Source organism: Salinivibrio sp. AR647 (assembly GCF_001995415.1).
GTDB lineage: Bacteria > Pseudomonadota > Gammaproteobacteria > Enterobacterales > Vibrionaceae > Salinivibrio > Salinivibrio costicola.
This window is the reverse complement of record NZ_MUFE01000005.1, coordinates 359521-376648: the sequence shown is the minus strand read 5'-3', so window position 1 is coordinate 376648 and position 17128 is coordinate 359521. Positions and strand designations below refer to the sequence as shown.

Here is a 17128-nt window from a genome sequence, read left to right as displayed (position 1 = left end):
GACAGCAAGGAAATAGCACGCATCCCCCAGAAAAGCGGGTCTAATAGCATTCAAGATTAACGGCCCGCTTTCATAACAAGTTACTCCTCGGTTTTCCCTCCGCGCGTTTATATCCTTCTCTCACAATTAATAATATTTTTATCATCTAAATCGTCTACGCTTAGCTTAATGTTGTTACAAAACACCTTTGCGCTAGTTCATAAGCGCGATGAACAGGAAAGCAGATGATGAAAGATCTTAGTGTTGTCAAAAAAATAGGGCTCAGTTTTATTGCCGTTTTTATCGTTTTTGCCTCCGTTGCCATCATGTTTATGCTCGGCCTATCCTCGATAAGTAAAGACATCACACAACTTTCAAACAAAAGTCTCCCCTCGGTATCAATATTAAAAGGCATTCAGGTCGACATCACCAAAGTCCGGAAAGATGAATTTTCACTGCTACCAAACAGCGGTAACCCAAAAATATCGCAATGGTTAAACGATCTCGACCAATGGCGTGCCGATGTACAAGCTGGGATCAAAGCTTATCAAGCTCTGGACCTCACATCACAAGAAAAACAATCATTTAATGTGTTTAAGAAAACGTGGAATCAGTACATTGAGGAAACCCAGTCTTATAACCAGCTTTTAAGAAATGACGATCCTGACAAAGCGAATGAAGTCGTTTTAGCCAGTTTTGGGACCTATTCCGATGCGCTAAAAAGCTTGGATAACACACTCGAATTAAACGATGACTTAGTAAAGCAAATTGGGGCAGAAGCCCAGAGTGCAGCAACCGCCGCTCAGATAAATGCAGCCATTGGAACACTTGTGATCATTTTAGTGATTATGGCTGCATCTATTCTGCTTTCTCGCGCTATCTCTCGCCCAGTCGGTAAAGCGCTCGCGTTTGCATCGAGTATTGCCAAAGGTCAGCTCAACAACAAATTTGATGAAAAGGACTTGTCCAAAGATGAGCTTGGCTCCTTACTCAAAGAATTGGTGACGATGCAAAACAATCTTCACGGATTGGTATCAGAAATTAACGATTCTACTATTCAGTTAACTGCCGCCGTTGAAGAAGTGAGTGCGATTTCATCTCAAAATGCGTCAGGTATGCAAAACCAGCAGCAAGAGCTTGGATCGGTGGCGTCAGCGATGACCCAGATGCAAGCCGCTGTCAGTGAAGTGGCACAAAATACCGAAGAAGGCGCAACATCAGCGCATTCGGCAGCAGATATAGCAAAAAAAGGGAGTGGTTCATTAGCCGATGCGATTAGCATTATTGAACGCGTATCTAGATTGATGCAAGACTCAGAGACGTTAACAGAGCAACTTAAAACAAGCTCCGAAGACATTAATGTCGTGGTTGATGTGATTCGTGGTATTGCCGAGCAGACTAATTTACTTGCTTTGAATGCGGCGATAGAAGCAGCCCGTGCCGGTGAGCAAGGCCGAGGGTTTGCTGTGGTAGCCGATGAGGTTCGCTCACTGGCACAGCGTACTCAAGAATCGACCGAGCAAATCGTTAATACCATCGAGACACTGCAAATAAACACGACTAAGGTCCGCGAATCCAGCCATGAATGCCAAACAGGCATTACGCAATGTGTAGAAACGGTCAGCGATACCGGCGAACAAATGCGGGAAATTGAAGTCTCTGTTGATGATATCGCCCAACGCAGTACCCAAATTGCTACCGCCTGCAGTGAGCAAAGCTCTGTCTCTAACGAGCTTAACCGCAGCGTTGAGAACATTAATAGTGCCTCAACGGAAATGGCCGAGGGGGCAACGCAAACAGCGATTGCCTGTGACCAAATCAGCAATCTTGCGCATAACTTAAAAACACGCATGGAAACATTTAAGCTTTAGTACATTATCTGATGCGTGCTATTTCTTCTGCACGATACTCGTTCAATGTTTTAGAACAAGATGCACAATATTACGCCGTGTTCGCACGGCGTTTTTGTTTCTACACTGCATCTATTGTTCAGCGTCACCGCTGTTCAACATCGAATCAGTGAGGAGAAGCGTTATGATTACAGTACGTCATGCCAGCGATCGCGGTCAGGCCAACTTTGGCTGGCTACAAAGCCGCCATACCTTTTCATTTGGTAGCTATTACGATGCCCATCATATGGGCTTCTCTGCACTACGTGTGATCAATGATGATATCGTTTCGCCCGGCGCGGGCTTTGATACCCATGGACACCGTGATATGGAAATCATCAGCCTGGTGCTGGAGGGGGCAATCGAACACAAAGACAGTCAAGGCAACCGACAAACTCTACCCGCTGGCGAGTTCCAGCTGATGTCGGCTGGGCGTGGTATTTATCACAGTGAATATAATGCCTCGTCATCCCAGCCATTGCGTTTTTTACAGATTTGGATTGAACCTAACGAAAGAGGCGGAGAGCCGGGCTATCAGCAAAAAGATTTTGGCAACCAAGCCGGCTTTACCGTCATTGCGACACCAACGGGTGAGAATGGCTCGTTAAAAATAAAACAAGAGGCACGTTTGCTGCAACTTGTCTTGGCGCCGATTGAGTCTGTTACCTTCGCTTTGGAGGCAGGACGCAACGCCTATGTGCATCAAGTCGCGGGCACTCTTAAGGTTGAAAACACATCTCTTTCTCCCGGTGATGGCGCGAAAGTCGAAGATATCCGTCACATCACCTTTAGTAATGTCGGCAACGAAATCAGCCAAACACTGGTATTTGATTTATCCTAAAGTGCCGATTAACGACTCAAAAAGACTCGGCCTGCAGGCTTATTTGCGCCACAGGCCTAATGCTATGTACACTGCGCGCCTCTTGTTAATATTTGAGGCCGTATGCTGACTCTATCCAACAAAGTAGCGATTCCCGACAGTGAAATCGAGCTCACGGCCATCCGCGCCGCTGGGAAAGGCGGACAAAACGTCAATAAAGTGTCGAGTGCCATTCATTTGCGCTTTGATATTCACGCCTCGTCACTGCCTGATGCCTACAAAGCACGCTTAATGACACTGTCCGATTCACGCATCTCCAAAGACGGCGTCGTGGTGATAAAAGCGCAAAACTACCGCACCCAAGAGCTAAACAGAGAAGACGCGTTAGAACGCCTCGCTGCGCTAATTAAAAGCGCGATGGTGGAGCAGAAAAAACGCAAGCCAACTCGGCCAACCAAAGCGTCACAACGCCGCCGCGTAGAATCCAAAAAGCGTAAGAGCCAGACTAAGTCTTTGCGCGGAAAAGTGGCGCCGTGACAAATCGCATTGGCTTAATGATCAATATAAAGATAGCTTTGCCAACTTTTCATGCGAATCAGGATCTTTCTCATTATTGATACATGATGTACGCGATCCGAATAAACGGCAACTTCAAAACTCGCCCCAAGCGGTAATTGATGAGCGATGGCGTCATCGTCAAGCTTGAGGGACACCAGTGCGCGTCCGTTTTCTTTAAACGCATCGGTACCGATTAAGCTCCCTTGTGCACGAAACTGACTCTCTGCGATCGCAGGTAGTACCTCAATCACTTCACCTTGGAATACCCTCCCCGGCATGGAAGGAAAAATAAATTCAGCCTCAAATCCAGGAGCTAAGCGCTGAAGTGAATTTTGCCTAAATGCGGCAGTAAATATTCTCTCTTCGTCATGGATAAACGTCATGACAGGCGACAAAGGAAACGGCACCGCCATCATTCCAGGACGTAATGACAATTGTGTCACAAATCCATCTGTTGGCGCCCTTGCCACCGTTTGCTCTAAATTAAACCGTGCTTTTCTGTACTCTGACAGTAAACGCGCAACAGTGGTGTTTTGACCTCCTATCTGTGAATTTAAAGCAAGGTTAGCTTGATTAAGCCGCGCCTCAGTCACATTGATGGCTTCTTCAGCGGATAAATAGGCTTGTCTTTTTGTATCAAGCTCCTGTTCAGTAAATGCACCTTTATTGAAGCCTTTTTGATAGCGCTCGTATTCTCGCTTTGCTTTGTCCCGCTCAGAAATGGCTCTTCGTCTTTCCGCTTCGGCCTCCAATACCGTGGATTCTAAGCCGAGTGCATCTTGACTCGCTTCTTTAATTTGCGCCTCTATTTTATCTACTTCCGCTTGGAACGGAGTCGGATCCAGTTTAAATAAGACGTCACCTTTTTCGAGAGGTTGGTTGGCTTTTACGGGAACATCAATCACGCGACCACGCACCCCAGGGACAATCGGGGTTGTTGAGAACGCTTGCTTGCCGAGTTGTGTAAACGGATGGTTGTAATTCATTAATAACGTCATGGCCCCCACGATCACAATGCCACCCAAAATTGCCGTAGGTATACTCCATTTGTTCAAAGGAATTTTGAATATTTTAAAGATAGCGATGCAGATCGCCGTATAAGTCATGATAAGCAGTAGGTCCATTAGTCATTCTCCTGCTTTTCTTGGGTCATCGTTTGGTCGTTTTGTTGTTGCTGTTGCTTGAGGGATTCAACGTCACTTTTCAGCTGTTCGATTCGCTCGCTCAACTGTGTAACATGATGATTAATATCATGCTGCTCTTCTTTTAATGTCGTGAACCCCCAACCGCGATCCTCACGCCATAACGTTGCCCATATCCACAAAAAAGGCCATAGCGTATGAAGTGTAAACAAGCTTATCCAGCCCGCCACATGGATAGCATCTTGTTGGGGATGATTACGCCTTTTCGCAATTTCATAAGGAATGTCATGAATCGCAATCACGCCATAAAAAATAACTAAAACCACAAAAACCAACATCCCAAGAGCAATATAATCTAACGCCATAGAACACTCACTAAACAACGAATTAACAGTCATGTTATGGTTAAACGTAGCACATACATATTCGGTATAGGGCTTTATCGAGACTCAACAATTTTCACTTGCTTATCAGTGAACAGATTGCTCTAATGTTACATGTAACATTTTCGGCTAGTGCATGAGATGACAGAAAAAAGAAACCGGGCCACCTTACAAGATATTGCTGACCGCGTCGGGATGACCAAAATGACAGTCTCGCGCTATATGCGCAATCCGGAGTCAGTCGCCCCTGCGACACGCGACAAGATTGCGGCGGTGATTGAAGAATTGGGATACATACAAAATCGTGTGCCCGCGATGTTATCTAAATCATCGAGCAAAGCCATTGGAATTGTGCTTCCTTCATTGTCTAACCAAGTCTTTGCTCATTTAGTCCAGGGCATTGAACGCGTGACTAAGGCACATGGCTACGACATTTTGATTACGCACGCCGGCTATAGCGAGCAGGCAGAGGAAGAGAAAATTGCCTCTTTGCTCTCTTATCAAGTGGATGGCTTAATCCTCACTGAAACTAACCACACCCCACGTACGTTACAAATGTTAAAAACCGCCGCCATTCCTGTGGTAGAAACCATGGAGCTTCCAGAAACGCCGATTGATATGGCAGTTGGGCTTGATCATGAGCAAGCCGCTTATGATGCAGTTCAAACGATGATCAACAAAGATAAAACGCAGATTGTGTATTTGGCGGCTCGTCTGGATACCCGCACTCAGCTGCGGCAAAAAGGGTACGAACGCGCGATGACACAGGCAGGACTCACTCCTCGCTGTGTTGCCACCGAGGAGCATTCTTCATTCAGCTTAGGCGAGACCTTACTTAACCAAACCTTGGCTCAGTATCCAGATTGTGACGGGCTGTTTTGTACCAATGATGACCTCGCCGTCGGTGCGTTACTTGCCTGTAAACAGCAGGACATTGAGGTACCTAAAACGCTTAGCATTGTCGGCTACAATGCGTTGGATATTGGCACTGTGGTCAGCCCAAGACTCACCAGTGTCGCGACGCCCCGAGAGTTAATCGGTGAGCGCAGCGCGACACTTTTGATTCAAGCATTAAGCGGTGAAACTATCACCGAAAAAGTGCATGCTATCCCACACACCATCACAGACGGTGGCAGCTTGTAACCATCACGGTTGACCGAGCGATCACGGAAATAGATACGTCGCTCCTTCATCGGCGCGAGACACCTGCTGACGCGCCGCAGCAAACAAATCACGTCCCCAGGTTGTAGCAGCTTGAGGCGTATTAGCTACATATCGTTGAGATAAGTCAGCATGGCAGGTCAATACGCCAGTATTCGCGTCCAATGTGATCAGATCGCCGTCTTGAATGGACGCCAACGCACCGCCATGCATGGCTTCCGGGCAGACATGCAAGGCCGCAGGGACTTTGCCTGACGCGCCGGATAACCGGCCATCTGTTACCAGTGCGACCTGATAACCCATTTTTTGCACATTGCCGAGAATAGGCATGAGTTTATGGAGCTCTGGCATCCCATTAGCAGCAGGGCCATTAAAACGCACCACCACAATCACATCTTGGTTGAGCTCACCGCGTTGATAGGCCTGCTCGACCTCGTGCTGACACTCAAACACCCGTGCGGGCGCACAAACTACGCGATGCGCGGGATCAACCGCTGAGACTTTGATCACCGCGTTACCCATATTGCCAGACAGCATGCGCAAACCACTAGTTGCACTGAAGTGTAAACCGGGCTGGGCAATGACCGCTGTGTCGGTTGATGGGGTGGCGGCTTCCCAAACAAGCTGCCCCTGATCTAATCGTGGTGTGGTCAGCTGGTCGCTAAATTGGCCGACGGCAGGCAAGGTATCGGCATGCAATAACCCTAGCGCATGTAAGTGAGCCATTAACGTCGGTACGCCTCCGGCCGCTTCAAAGGCATTAATATCGGCCGGCCCATTGGGGTAGACTCGAGTCAGCAAGGGCACTATACGAGAGAGCGCATCAATATCTTCCCACGTTAGGATAATCCCTGCTGCTCGCGCCATGGCCACCAAATGGATGGTATGATTGGTGCTGCCGCCTGAAGCCAACAACGCAACCACACCATTCACCACGCTTTTTTCAGTCACCACATCGGCTAATGATCGGTAAGTTGCACTTTCGGCACACTGAGAGGCTAACGCTGTCGCTGCATAGCAAGTCAACGCTTGGCGCAACGCTGAGTCTAGTGGGACAAAGGCAGCGCCAGGTAAGATTAATCCCATCGCCTCGAGCACCAGTTGATTGGTATTGGCCGTACCATAGAAGGTGCAGGTTCCCGGGCTGTGATAAGCCTGACATTCCATGGCGAGTAATGCGTCTTTGCCTACTTCGCCTGCCGCATAGGCTTGACGCACCGCCACTTTTTGATCATTGCTGGTGCCCGTTGTCATTGGGCCGGAGGGAATAAATAAGGTAGGTAAATGGGCGTAGGCCAGCGCGCCCATCAATTGTCCCGGTGCAATTTTATCGCATACACCAAGCAATAATGTTGCGTCATACACATTGTGACTCAGCGATATCGCAGTCGCCTGTGCAATCACATCACGTGAAAACAATGACATTTCCATTCCCGGTTGGCCTTGGGTCACTCCATCACACATCGCAGGCACACAACCTGCCACTTGCGCGGTATGACCTAACGGCAGCAAAGCGGCTTTGATCTGATCAGGGTAGTCAGCATAGGGCGCGTGCGCGCTCAGCATATCGTTATAGGCGCTGATAATCGCCACATTGGCGGTGGTCATATCCAGCATGTGCTGTTTGTCTTGTTGGCACGACGCCGCCACCGCATGCGCTATGTTACCGCAAGACAAACTGGTACGCGCTTTCCCGGTATCGGCTTGCTGTTGAGTCCGATTCAAAAACGCGATGCGCGTCGGTTGGCTGCGCTGGCATAACGCCTCTGTCACTGCCATCAATGTCGGATGTGTCATTCGGCATCCTCCTTGTCTTTTAAAGCGTTCACTGCACGTATCACCACAGTATCAATGTCTGCATCAATGCCGACTCGGACCACATCAGGCTCATCGTCACCCGGCACCTCCAACGTGGCAAACTGGCTATCCAGCATATGGGTTTTCATAAAATGCCCTTTGCGCGCTCGAAGCCTTGCGAGGATCAACGCATAATCTCCGTCCAAAAACAAAAAGGTAACGTTCTGATTGCCATCTCGGATCTGGTCTCGATAGCGGCGCTTTAAGGCTGAACACACAATCACGCCATATTCATGTTTATGCTCCAAACTAAAAGCGGCATCGCTAATCCGGCCCAGCCAGGGAGTTCGGTCATGATCATCAAGCGGCTTACCCGTCGCCATTTTTTCGATATTCGCACGCGGGTGTAAGTCGTCTCCATCAATAAACTTTGCCCCTAAGCGCTGTGCCAACTTTGCGCCAAGGGTGCTTTTCCCCGAGCCACTGACGCCCATCACAATCACACTGCCAATTGCCATACCCACTCCTTAGCGAGATTTTAACCAGATCTCATTTTTGATAACGCATTCAATAATTGTCTTTATCTTAGTGTGGTTACCGGTAACATGTTACCGGTAACGTTGAGATTTGTGAAGTTTAACACAAACATCCTGGTCGGAAGAGGTGAGCCATGGAACTACTCGCACAAAGCCCTGAACCCACTACTTTACTCTTGATAGCATTGGGCGCTATCGCGTTGTTATTACTACTGATAATGAAACTTAAGGTGCATGCGTTTGCATCACTCACATTGGTCAGCTTAATCACTGCTTTGGCCACGGGGATCCCTACCGATAAGGTAGTGCCGGCCATGATGACAGGGTTTGGCGGCACCCTGGCGTCGGTCGCCTTGCTCGTTGGACTCGGCGCCATGATTGGTAAAATTCTCGAAGTCACCGGTGGCGCAAATGTATTGGCCGATACGCTGATCGACCGCTTTGGCGAAGCCCGTGCTCCGTTTGCACTGGGTATCGCTTCTCTACTATTTGGCTTTCCGATCTTCTTTGATGCGGGGCTGATTGTGATGATGCCCATTATGTTTAGTGTCGCGAAACGTTTAGGTGGCTCACCGATAAAGTATGCCCTACCCGTCGCGGGTGCATTTGCGGTTATGCATACCTTCGTTCCCCCGCACCCCGGCCCCGTTGCGGCCTCAGATTTACTCGGCGCAGATATGGGTCTTCTCTTGGTCGTTGGGCTACTGGTTTCGCTACCCACTTGGTATCTAGGCGGTTATTTATTTGGTTTGTATGCCGGCAAGAAATTCAATATTCCCCTTGCGAAGGCGTTTTTAAATACAGAAGTGATGTTTAAAAACAAAAAGGACCATCCCACCTTTTCTACGGTGCTGATGATCTTACTCCTACCTGTCATGCTAATTTTCCTCGACACAGGCTTAAACGCACTCAGTGTTGCAGGTATCGTTGACGGCGAAAACCCATGGGTTGGTTTTCTGCGTATGCTGGGTAAAACACCGGTTGCACTGCTCATCACGCTGTTAACTTGCTTGTTAGTCTTCGGCCAAAAGCTTGGCAAAAGTAAAATGGAGAAGCTGTGCTCCGACTCATTGGCACCGATTTGTGCGGTGATTTTGGTGACCGGTGCGGGCGGGATGTTTGGAGGCGTACTTCGTTCTAGCGGCATTGGTGAAGCACTCGCCAACATGCTGTCAGATACAGGGATGCCGATAATATTGGCCGCGTTTGTGATTGCTACCTGCTTGCGTGTCGCACAAGGCTCAGCCACCGTTGCACTCACAACCACAGCCGCGCTGATTGCGCCCACGGTGTCGCACACTGTCGGCTTATCTCAACTCGATTTATGCTTTATTGTCATCGCGATTGCCGGTGGAGCTACCGTTTTATCGCATTTCAACGACTCGGGTTTTTGGCTCGTATCACGTTTGCTCGAAATGGATGAAAAAACCACGCTAAAAACTTGGACTGTGATGGAAACCCTGCTCGGGACTATCGCGTTTGTTATCGTAGCGCTATTAAGCATTTTACTATAAGGGAATCCCATGACTGAACTACACCAACGTCTCAAGGCAATTCGCATTGTGCCGGTGATTGCGATTAATAATGCGGACGATGCCGTCCCACTCGCCAAAACCTTGGTCGACAATGGCTTACCGTGCGCCGAAATTACCTTTCGTACCGACGCGGCTGTCAGTGCTATCCGCCAAATGCGCGATGCCTATCCCGAGCTACTGATTGGTGCCGGAACGGTACTGACGCCTGCACAAGTCGATGCTGCGATTGACGCTGGGGCGGATTTTATTGTTAGCCCTGGGCTTAATCCCACTACAGTAAAACATTGCCAACAACGTGGGATTGCCATCGTCCCTGGGATCAACAACCCGAGTTTGGTCGAGCAAGCCATGGAACTTGGTCTTGATACGTTGAAGTTTTTCCCCGCGGAAGCGTCGGGAGGCATTGCGATGTTAAAAGCGCTATCTGCGGTGTACCCGGTCAGCTTTATGCCAACCGGCGGCGTGAGTGAAGAAAACGTGAGCGATTATCTCGCGTTGCCCTCTGTACTGGCATGTGGCGGTACTTGGATGGTGCCCGCCAAGTTGATTGATGAGCAAAGGTGGGATGAGATCGCAGCACTGATTAAGGCGCTGTGATAGCTCTCGCATCCGTTAAGAAAAGATCGACCCCACTTATTGAAGATAATGGGGTCGCTCGCACGCATACCGCCTGTGCTTGCAACCTCGGCACATAGCCGATACCTTTTCCCGCCTGTTCATAAACAGACACTTGGTTAAAAGTAGGGGAAAGACAGTATGTTGGCACAAGCACTTGAGCAAATTTTTGGTTTTTCGTCATTTCGTGCGGGACAAGAAGCAGTGATCTCGCAGGTGATGCAAGGTGAATCGGCCTGTGCGATCTTTCCCACCGGTGCAGGTAAATCATTATGCTATCAATTGCCGGCCACACAGCTGCCCCACTTAACATTGGTGATTTCGCCTTTGCTGGCATTAATGCATGATCAACTTGCATTTATGACCCGCAAAGGCATCCCAGCGGCCACCATCGATTCAACGCAGACACCCGAACAAACCAAACAAGTGATGGATCAAGTCCGTCGCGGCGACATCAAGGTACTGATGATTTCAGTCGAGCGTTTGAATAACGAACGTTTTCGCCAGTTTATCACGCCTATCCCGATCTCGTTATTGGTGGTGGATGAAGCGCATTGTATCTCTGAATGGGGACACAATTTTCGTCCTGATTACCTCAAACTCCCTGCTTACCGACAGCAATTAAATATTCCGCAAGTCTTGCTTCTCACCGCCACCGCAACGCCAGCTGTGGTTAAGGACATGCAGACGAAGTTTACCATCCCGGCAAATAACACCACATTAACGGGGTTTTATCGTCCTAACCTGCATCTAAATGTGGTCGCCGTGGAAGAGACGCATAAGCGGCAAGCCCTGGTTGAGCAGTTAAAGCCCGACCCCGATTTGCCGACCGTCATTTATGTCACCCAGCAGCAGACCGCGGAGAATATCGCCCAGTGGTTACAATCCCAGCATATATCCGCGACAGCTTACCATGCCGGTATGAGTCACGATGTTCGCGTGTCGATACAAGAGGCATTTATGTCGGGCCAATCGCCATGTATTGTTGCGACCATCGCCTTTGGGATGGGCGTCGATAAGGCGGATATTCGCCGTGTCATCCATTTTGATTTGCCGAAGTCGATTGAAAACTACAGCCAAGAAATTGGCCGCGCGGGACGGGATGGTCACAAGGCGACCTGCACGGTACTCGCTAACCAGTCGAGTCTGAATGTACTAGAGAATTTTATCTACGGCGATACGCCAGACAAAATGGCGATTCAGGGGTTACTGGAAGAAGTACAACAGGCCGGTCAACAATGGGAAGTCATGCTCCATAGTCTTTCACGGACATATAATATTCGGCTCTTACCGCTTAAAACCTTGCTCGTTTATTTAGAAATGGCCGGCGTGATCACCAGCCAATACAGTTACTTTGCCGATGTGAAATTCCAGTGTGTGGAGTCACCCGCCGCCATTACGGCCAAATTCCATGGTGAGCGACGCGAATTTGTTGCCCAGCTATTTGCATGCGCGATCAAAGCAAAAACCTGGTACAAGATGGATTTCCAACAACTGTGGCAACGCTTTGGAGCAGAAAGAAAGCGCGCGTTAACTGCATTGGAGTACTTTCACGAACAAGGTTGGTTATCACTCGCGACCCAACAAGCCACACAAGTGTTTGGCGTGAACACCCACGAGATTGATATTCACGATCAAGCTGAGACGCTGTATGCCCTTTTTGCCAAAAAAGAACAGAGCGAGCTTGCCCGCATCAAACAATTACTGACCTTGTTATCTTCTTCAACCTGTATTAGTCAGCGCCTTGCCGACTATTTTGGTGATCATGCGGCACCAACCACCTGTGGTCATTGCTCGGTATGCCAAGGCGAGATCGCCCATTTACCTCCGCGCCCAGAATTACCGGCGATCGATGCGCAAGCGTTATCCTCATGGTGTCAGCACTTTGCGGCTGCTTGCGACGGCACGCCAACTTCGGCGGCAATGACGCGCTTTTTACTCGGCCTATCGTCACCGCTTCATACCAAAATTAAGGCGAAGGCCATACCTGGGTTTGGCGCCCTTGCATCTTATCCGTTTCAAACTATCAAAGAACAGGTGATCGCTGATCACGATACCTATCATTAAGAAGTGGCGATTTGATTCATTGACCTTTGCGTGCGTTAACACCCGTTTAAGCGGCTAGCCGAACAATCTCAGTGTTATGCAACAGCCGCGATCACCTTTATAACCCTATAGTTATAAGAAAACGAGACAAATTTATCCCAGAAGTTAAGAATTTATTCATATACTGATGATAAAGACGTGATGCGGTGACCACCGCACACTTAATGTATTGTCATATTCAGGGTTTATTTATGCTGCATTCTGGGGCGTTGTATGTTTTGGCCCGCCAAATTGTTTTTACACTGTGCGTTGGCGTGTTGTTATCGATAAGCCCCAGCGCTCACTCTGATAACAGCGAACAACCTGAGTCACAAAAACCTGTTTTAAAGGTGGCTAATTCGCATGCATGGCGTCCATTTTCTTATCTCAATAGCAACCAAGAACCCAGAGGGATCTTGATTGACTTTTGGAAAGAATTTGGCGACCGCAATGGCTATGATATCGAGTTTCTATTGACCGACTGGCAAACGTCAATCGATTTAGTGCGTACCGGTCAAGCTGATGTGCACGCTGGGCTCCTTCAGTCACCGGAGCGGTTGCAATTCATGGATTTTGGCACGCCTCTATTTGCCATTGATACGCAAGTATTTTTCAGTCAATCCATGATGGGCACGTCTGCTGACTTTGTCCTTTCTGGTGAGACCGAACATAAGATTGGCGTGGTACAAGGCGGGTACGAAGAAGAGTTTATGAGCGCTAACTTTCCAGACGTAGCATTGCAGCTTTTCCCGAATAACCAAGCCATGCTTGATGCGGCATTATCTGAAAAAATTCAAGCATTTGTGGCCGACCTGCAAGTGGCAAATTATCACCTTTATACCACCACGAACCACAACCTTTTTATCCCTGTCAGGCACCTTTATACAGAGATGCTGCACGCTGGATTTGCGAAAGGCAACGCGGCATTACTTAATCGCATAGACAATAAATTTGCTTGGTTAGATGACGATACTAAACGCCAGCTACTCAATCGCTGGGTCTATTATGACGTTGAAACGGTTTACCCTACACATTTATTTCCTGCTTTAGTCGCTATCAGTATTTTTATCGTTACCAGTTACATTGTCTTACTTAAGCGAACGGTCAAACAAAAAACGCGCGCGCTACAAACAGCCAACGATATGCTTCAAGATCAAGCCATTACCGACTCATTAACGCTGTTGCGCAATCGCCGGTATTTTTATCAATACCTCTATGACTTGGATAAAACGAGAGGCGACATCGCACTAATGGTTTTTGATATTGATGACTTTAAAGCATTTAACGATGGTTTTGGTCATGCTCATGGGGATGAAGTGCTCTGTTTTGTGGCTAAAACGGCGACAACTCTATTGCCGAAAGATGCCATTATCGCCCGTATTGGCGGCGAGGAATTTGCAATACTCCAATACTTCTCAAGTGCAGAGGGCGCCTTGGCACAAGCAAGGGTTTTATGTGAAGAGATTGCGCGACAGAGTTTAGCGTTATTTAATCACGCGTCTAAGCCTGTCACGATCAGTTTAGGCGTTGCTTATTATCCTAGCGGCATGCCTCACAGTGAAATTATCGATGCTGACAAAGCCATGTACCAAGCCAAAAAACAGGGTAAAAACTGCGCGGTTCTACACGTGCTGTAACCCTTTACTCGCGGCTACACAACCACTGAGCTAATCGTTGAACATGTCTTGACGAAACAAAAATAATAGTAAACGCAATGGGCCAAGCAACGATAAAGGCCTCTAACCAACGCCAAACAAACCCACTGCTCAGCCCGGTATTCACAGCGGTGATTACCGCTGTCATCAACGTCACCATTAACACTGACATCAGAAACGGCGCAACAATAGGGAAAAATCGTTTTGGTAACATACACACCCAATAATTTAGCAAGTACTAATGCTTATAGTAAATGAGCAAGCAGAAATAACAAGTGGTGTTACTGCGTCGATCAACTATAGCAGATCAACTTCCCCCCTAATTTGTAATATGACATGGTCACTTGATGGGAAACGCCATCGCGGCTACCGCTTATTGTAGCCGCGCAATGTTTAGACTGTTTTTTGCTCTGCTAAACGTGATAACACTCGAGTGAGCAAGCGGATCCTTGGTTCAATGGAGTCGAGTTGCAAATACTCACCATCACTATGGAAGTTGGCTCCTACTGGGCCAAATCCATCTAAACTAGGGATCCCCAATGCTGCGGTATTATTGGCATCGGAGCCGCCGCCCACCGCTTTCCAATGGATAGGCACGGTTTCCTCAAAGGCTGCCGCTTCAACAAGACCCATCAAGTGTTCCGTTTCAGGGGTCGGCACCATCGCTGGTTTATAGGCTTCGCGAACCAATTCAATGGTGACATCGGGGGTGTAAGGGTGAGAGGCGCGCGCTTGAATGGCTTGATCAAGCGCGCAATAAGCATTGTTGTCCCAGAACCTGACGTCAACCAGTGCCGATGCATAAGCAGCGACAATATTCGCCCCCGCTCCACCTTCAATCAAACCAGCATTAATACTGGTACCGGCCTCTAGATCTTTCATACTATCGAGGGTCACCAGCCAATGAGCTAACTCTGTAATCGCGCTACGTCCTTTTTCTGGCTCGTTACCAGCATGAGCGGCACGACCTGAAACGGCAATTTTATAACGCGCCATGCCTTTACGCGCTTTTACTAAGCCACCATCTGCGCGGGCCGCCTCTGCCACCAGCACATAGCGTGCATCACGAGCAACGGACTCAAGCCAGGTACTGGAATGTATCGAACCCACCTCTTCATCCGGGTTCATGCAGACACAAATGCTCAATGCATCACGTTCTGCTTGTGGCAATGCGCGCAGTGCATACACGATATTAAGCAAGCCTGATTTCATGTCTGATACACCGGGACCGTATGCGAAGCCGTCCTCCACATGCATGGGACGCTCTGCCGCCGTCCCCTGAGGAAAGACCGTATCCATGTGACCAATCAGCATCACATCGATATGTGGATGGGTTGGCTGGTTGCGAATTTCCAATCCAATCCCTGCCTCTCCACATTCCACTCGCTTAATATGCCATCCTGCCATTTGCTCATATTTATCGGCCATTAGGGCCGCAATCACCTCAATACCTTCTCGTTGAAAGGTGCCACAGTCGATATTGACTAGAGGCGCCAACTCATCTAGGTAGCGTTGCAAAGAAAACGTCATCATGCCTCCTAAAGTAAAAGATTCATCACCCACATGGCGCCAAAAGCATTCAGAATAGAAATGCCGACCATAATAGGGATGTAGCGGCCTTCAGTGCCAATCGGGCCCATTACTCGGCCAATGTATTGCACTTGCGAACCCATTAAATAAATAGCAGGAACCAAGATAGCGATATGGGTACCGGTGAGAATGCCTTGGTCAAACAAAGTGATCACGACACCAACAGCGCCTCCCATCGACATCCATGCCCCCATTAGCACTGCGGCGGCTTCACCGGGTAATCCGAATACAGCCATCACAGGTGCAAACACATCGCCCATCAAGGCCAGTAGGCCGGTAATTTGAAGTGCTTTGATAATCACAAACGCCATGACAACATTAGGCACGGTTGATGTTGTTGCAATATGCCAACCTTTCTTAGCGCCTTCGACAAAGATGTCAGTGATCATCGGTTTACTGGTAGAAGACTGGGTCATGATGCGTGCTCCTCTTGATAGGATTGTGTCTTTTCTCGCTGCGGTCCTTTGCCCTCAGTTATATTGAGGTACAAACGAAAGACATTGGCACCAATGAACTTAAATAAGAAGATCACGCCAATAGCAAGACCAATTGACGATGTCACCGCTAACGAACCGTCTGACATGGTTAAAGTAAAAAGTACCGCACCCGAGGAAAAAAAGTTGACGATGGTTGCGCCTGCCGTGAACTGAAACATGGTGAATACATCGGTTTCACGCTTGGTCAGGTAACCCTCATCTTTCAATTGACGAGTCATCGCTGCGCCAGCATCTGTGCTTTGCATGGAGGCAATCAGTGCTAGTCCTGAATTTCCAGGAATGCCTAATACAGGTTTAAGAAGAGGCGTTAAGAGTTTGCGCGCGGCATCAAGCGCTCCATAGTGCTCAAGTACACCAATCATACCCAGCGCAAACATCACGGTAGGAATTAAGGTCAACGCAAAAATGAAACCATCACGCGCACCGCTCCCGCCCTTACCGCGAAGTGATGTTGTTGCCACCTCTACCGTGCCGTCTGTCGCAGTCGTGGCCTGATACGCAACTTGTCCGAACGAACCATTCAAGGTGGTAAAGTCGAACACGCCGTACCATTGATTGGATTGTAACAATCCCGAGAAAAACACCACAGCGAATACCAGTGCCAAGTAACATCCCCATGTCACTTGCCGATCTGTATCGGTTGGATGTGTCATAAACAGCCCTCATGATCAATGAACATTGACCTCATCATCGGCGCTGACACACAAACAAAGATTGATAATTATCAATTTATCCCACAAGTAATAGGCTAGCAGTTACATAATATGAGCTCATTCATAAGCTGACAAACAAAGTCAAAGAAAACAGAAATGAATGTGACTTTAAAGGCTGATTTAAATGCATTTATATGTCACAACTGAGAGATATGCGCAGAGAACATCGGATA

General features: G+C 48.3%; 16 protein-coding genes. 8 read left to right on the top strand and 8 right to left on the bottom strand.

Features of this window, described 5'->3' with window-relative positions:
* Positions 1 to 224 precede the first annotated feature (224 nt).
* The 3 genes from BZG76_RS08440 to arfB all read left to right on the top strand — a co-directional run bounded on the left by BZG76_RS08440 (position 225) and on the right by arfB (position 3225).
* A complete protein-coding gene (locus BZG76_RS08440) occupies positions 225 to 1850 on the top strand; it encodes a HAMP domain-containing methyl-accepting chemotaxis protein (protein ID WP_077460908.1) in 1626 nt (541 codons plus the stop codon).
* 163 nt (positions 1851 to 2013) lie between these two features.
* Positions 2014 to 2709 (top strand): pirin family protein, encoded by a 696-nt coding sequence (locus tag BZG76_RS08435; RefSeq protein ID WP_077460907.1) that lies wholly within the window; start codon positions 2014 to 2016, stop codon positions 2707 to 2709.
* A gap of 102 nt (positions 2710 to 2811) precedes the next feature.
* Complete coding sequence (gene arfB, locus BZG76_RS08430; RefSeq protein WP_021022988.1) at positions 2812 to 3225, top strand: alternative ribosome rescue aminoacyl-tRNA hydrolase ArfB; 414 nt, start codon at positions 2812 to 2814, stop codon at positions 3223 to 3225.
* Between the two features lie 14 nt (positions 3226 to 3239).
* On the opposite strand, the gene BZG76_RS08425 is transcribed toward arfB, so the two are convergent.
* Complete coding sequence (locus BZG76_RS08425; protein ID WP_077460906.1) at positions 3240 to 4370, bottom strand: HlyD family secretion protein; 1131 nt, start codon at positions 4368 to 4370, stop codon at positions 3240 to 3242.
* Positions 4370 to 4753: a DUF3302 domain-containing protein gene (locus BZG76_RS08420; RefSeq protein WP_077460905.1), complete on the bottom strand. Its 384-nt coding sequence runs from the start codon at positions 4751 to 4753 to the stop codon at positions 4370 to 4372. The genes BZG76_RS08425 and BZG76_RS08420 overlap by 1 nt, the downstream gene beginning before the upstream one ends.
* Before the next feature lie 159 nt (positions 4754 to 4912).
* Here BZG76_RS08420 and BZG76_RS08415 point away from each other — a divergent pair, with 159 nt between their 5' ends.
* The gene (locus BZG76_RS08415; protein WP_077460904.1) at positions 4913 to 5914 is read left to right on the top strand and encodes a substrate-binding domain-containing protein; all 1002 of its coding nucleotides are present in this window, start codon (positions 4913 to 4915) and stop codon (positions 5912 to 5914) included.
* Between the two features lie 21 nt (positions 5915 to 5935).
* Here the strand turns inward: BZG76_RS08415 and edd are convergent, their stop codons facing one another.
* The gene (gene edd / locus BZG76_RS08410) at positions 5936 to 7729 is read right to left on the bottom strand and encodes a phosphogluconate dehydratase (protein ID WP_077460903.1); all 1794 of its coding nucleotides are present in this window, start codon (positions 7727 to 7729) and stop codon (positions 5936 to 5938) included.
* The gene (locus BZG76_RS08405) at positions 7726 to 8247 is read right to left on the bottom strand and encodes a gluconokinase (protein WP_077460902.1); all 522 of its coding nucleotides are present in this window, start codon (positions 8245 to 8247) and stop codon (positions 7726 to 7728) included. The genes edd and BZG76_RS08405 overlap by 4 nt, the downstream gene beginning before the upstream one ends.
* Before the next feature lie 152 nt (positions 8248 to 8399).
* On the opposite strand from BZG76_RS08405, the gene BZG76_RS08400 reads away from it, so the two are divergent.
* The 4 genes from BZG76_RS08400 (at position 8400) to BZG76_RS08385 (ending at position 14137) form a co-directional block, all read left to right on the top strand.
* The gene (locus tag BZG76_RS08400) at positions 8400 to 9779 is read left to right on the top strand and encodes a GntP family permease (RefSeq protein ID WP_077460901.1); all 1380 of its coding nucleotides are present in this window, start codon (positions 8400 to 8402) and stop codon (positions 9777 to 9779) included.
* A 9-nt stretch (positions 9780 to 9788) separates the two neighbouring features.
* Positions 9789 to 10397, top strand: a complete 609-nt coding sequence (locus BZG76_RS08395; RefSeq protein ID WP_077460900.1) for a bifunctional 4-hydroxy-2-oxoglutarate aldolase/2-dehydro-3-deoxy-phosphogluconate aldolase — start codon at positions 9789 to 9791, stop codon at positions 10395 to 10397.
* 159 nt (positions 10398 to 10556) lie between these two features.
* Positions 10557 to 12482 carry a RecQ family ATP-dependent DNA helicase gene (locus BZG76_RS08390; RefSeq protein WP_077460899.1) on the top strand — a complete coding sequence of 642 codons (1926 nt, stop codon included), beginning with the start codon at positions 10557 to 10559 and terminating at the stop codon, positions 12480 to 12482.
* Positions 12483 to 12712: 230 nt separating this feature from the next.
* Positions 12713 to 14137: a transporter substrate-binding domain-containing diguanylate cyclase gene (locus BZG76_RS08385; RefSeq protein ID WP_198532318.1), complete on the top strand. Its 1425-nt coding sequence runs from the start codon at positions 12713 to 12715 to the stop codon at positions 14135 to 14137.
* A gap of 4 nt (positions 14138 to 14141) precedes the next feature.
* Here the strand turns inward: BZG76_RS08385 and BZG76_RS08380 are convergent, their stop codons facing one another.
* The 4 genes from BZG76_RS08380 to BZG76_RS08365 form a co-directional block, all read right to left on the bottom strand.
* Positions 14142 to 14327 (bottom strand): DUF2798 domain-containing protein, encoded by a 186-nt coding sequence (locus BZG76_RS08380; RefSeq protein WP_274532499.1) that lies wholly within the window; start codon positions 14325 to 14327, stop codon positions 14142 to 14144.
* A gap of 221 nt (positions 14328 to 14548) precedes the next feature.
* Positions 14549 to 15685, bottom strand: coding sequence for a M20 family metallopeptidase (locus BZG76_RS08375; protein WP_021022979.1), 1137 nt, complete (start codon positions 15683 to 15685; stop codon positions 14549 to 14551).
* A gap of 8 nt (positions 15686 to 15693) precedes the next feature.
* Positions 15694 to 16161: a YjiG family protein gene (locus BZG76_RS08370; protein WP_021022978.1), complete on the bottom strand. Its 468-nt coding sequence runs from the start codon at positions 16159 to 16161 to the stop codon at positions 15694 to 15696.
* Positions 16158 to 16895, bottom strand: coding sequence for a nucleoside recognition domain-containing protein (locus BZG76_RS08365; RefSeq protein WP_021022977.1), 738 nt, complete (start codon positions 16893 to 16895; stop codon positions 16158 to 16160). Before BZG76_RS08365 ends, BZG76_RS08370 begins: the two co-directional genes overlap by 4 nt.
* Positions 16896 to 17128 lie beyond the last annotated feature (233 nt).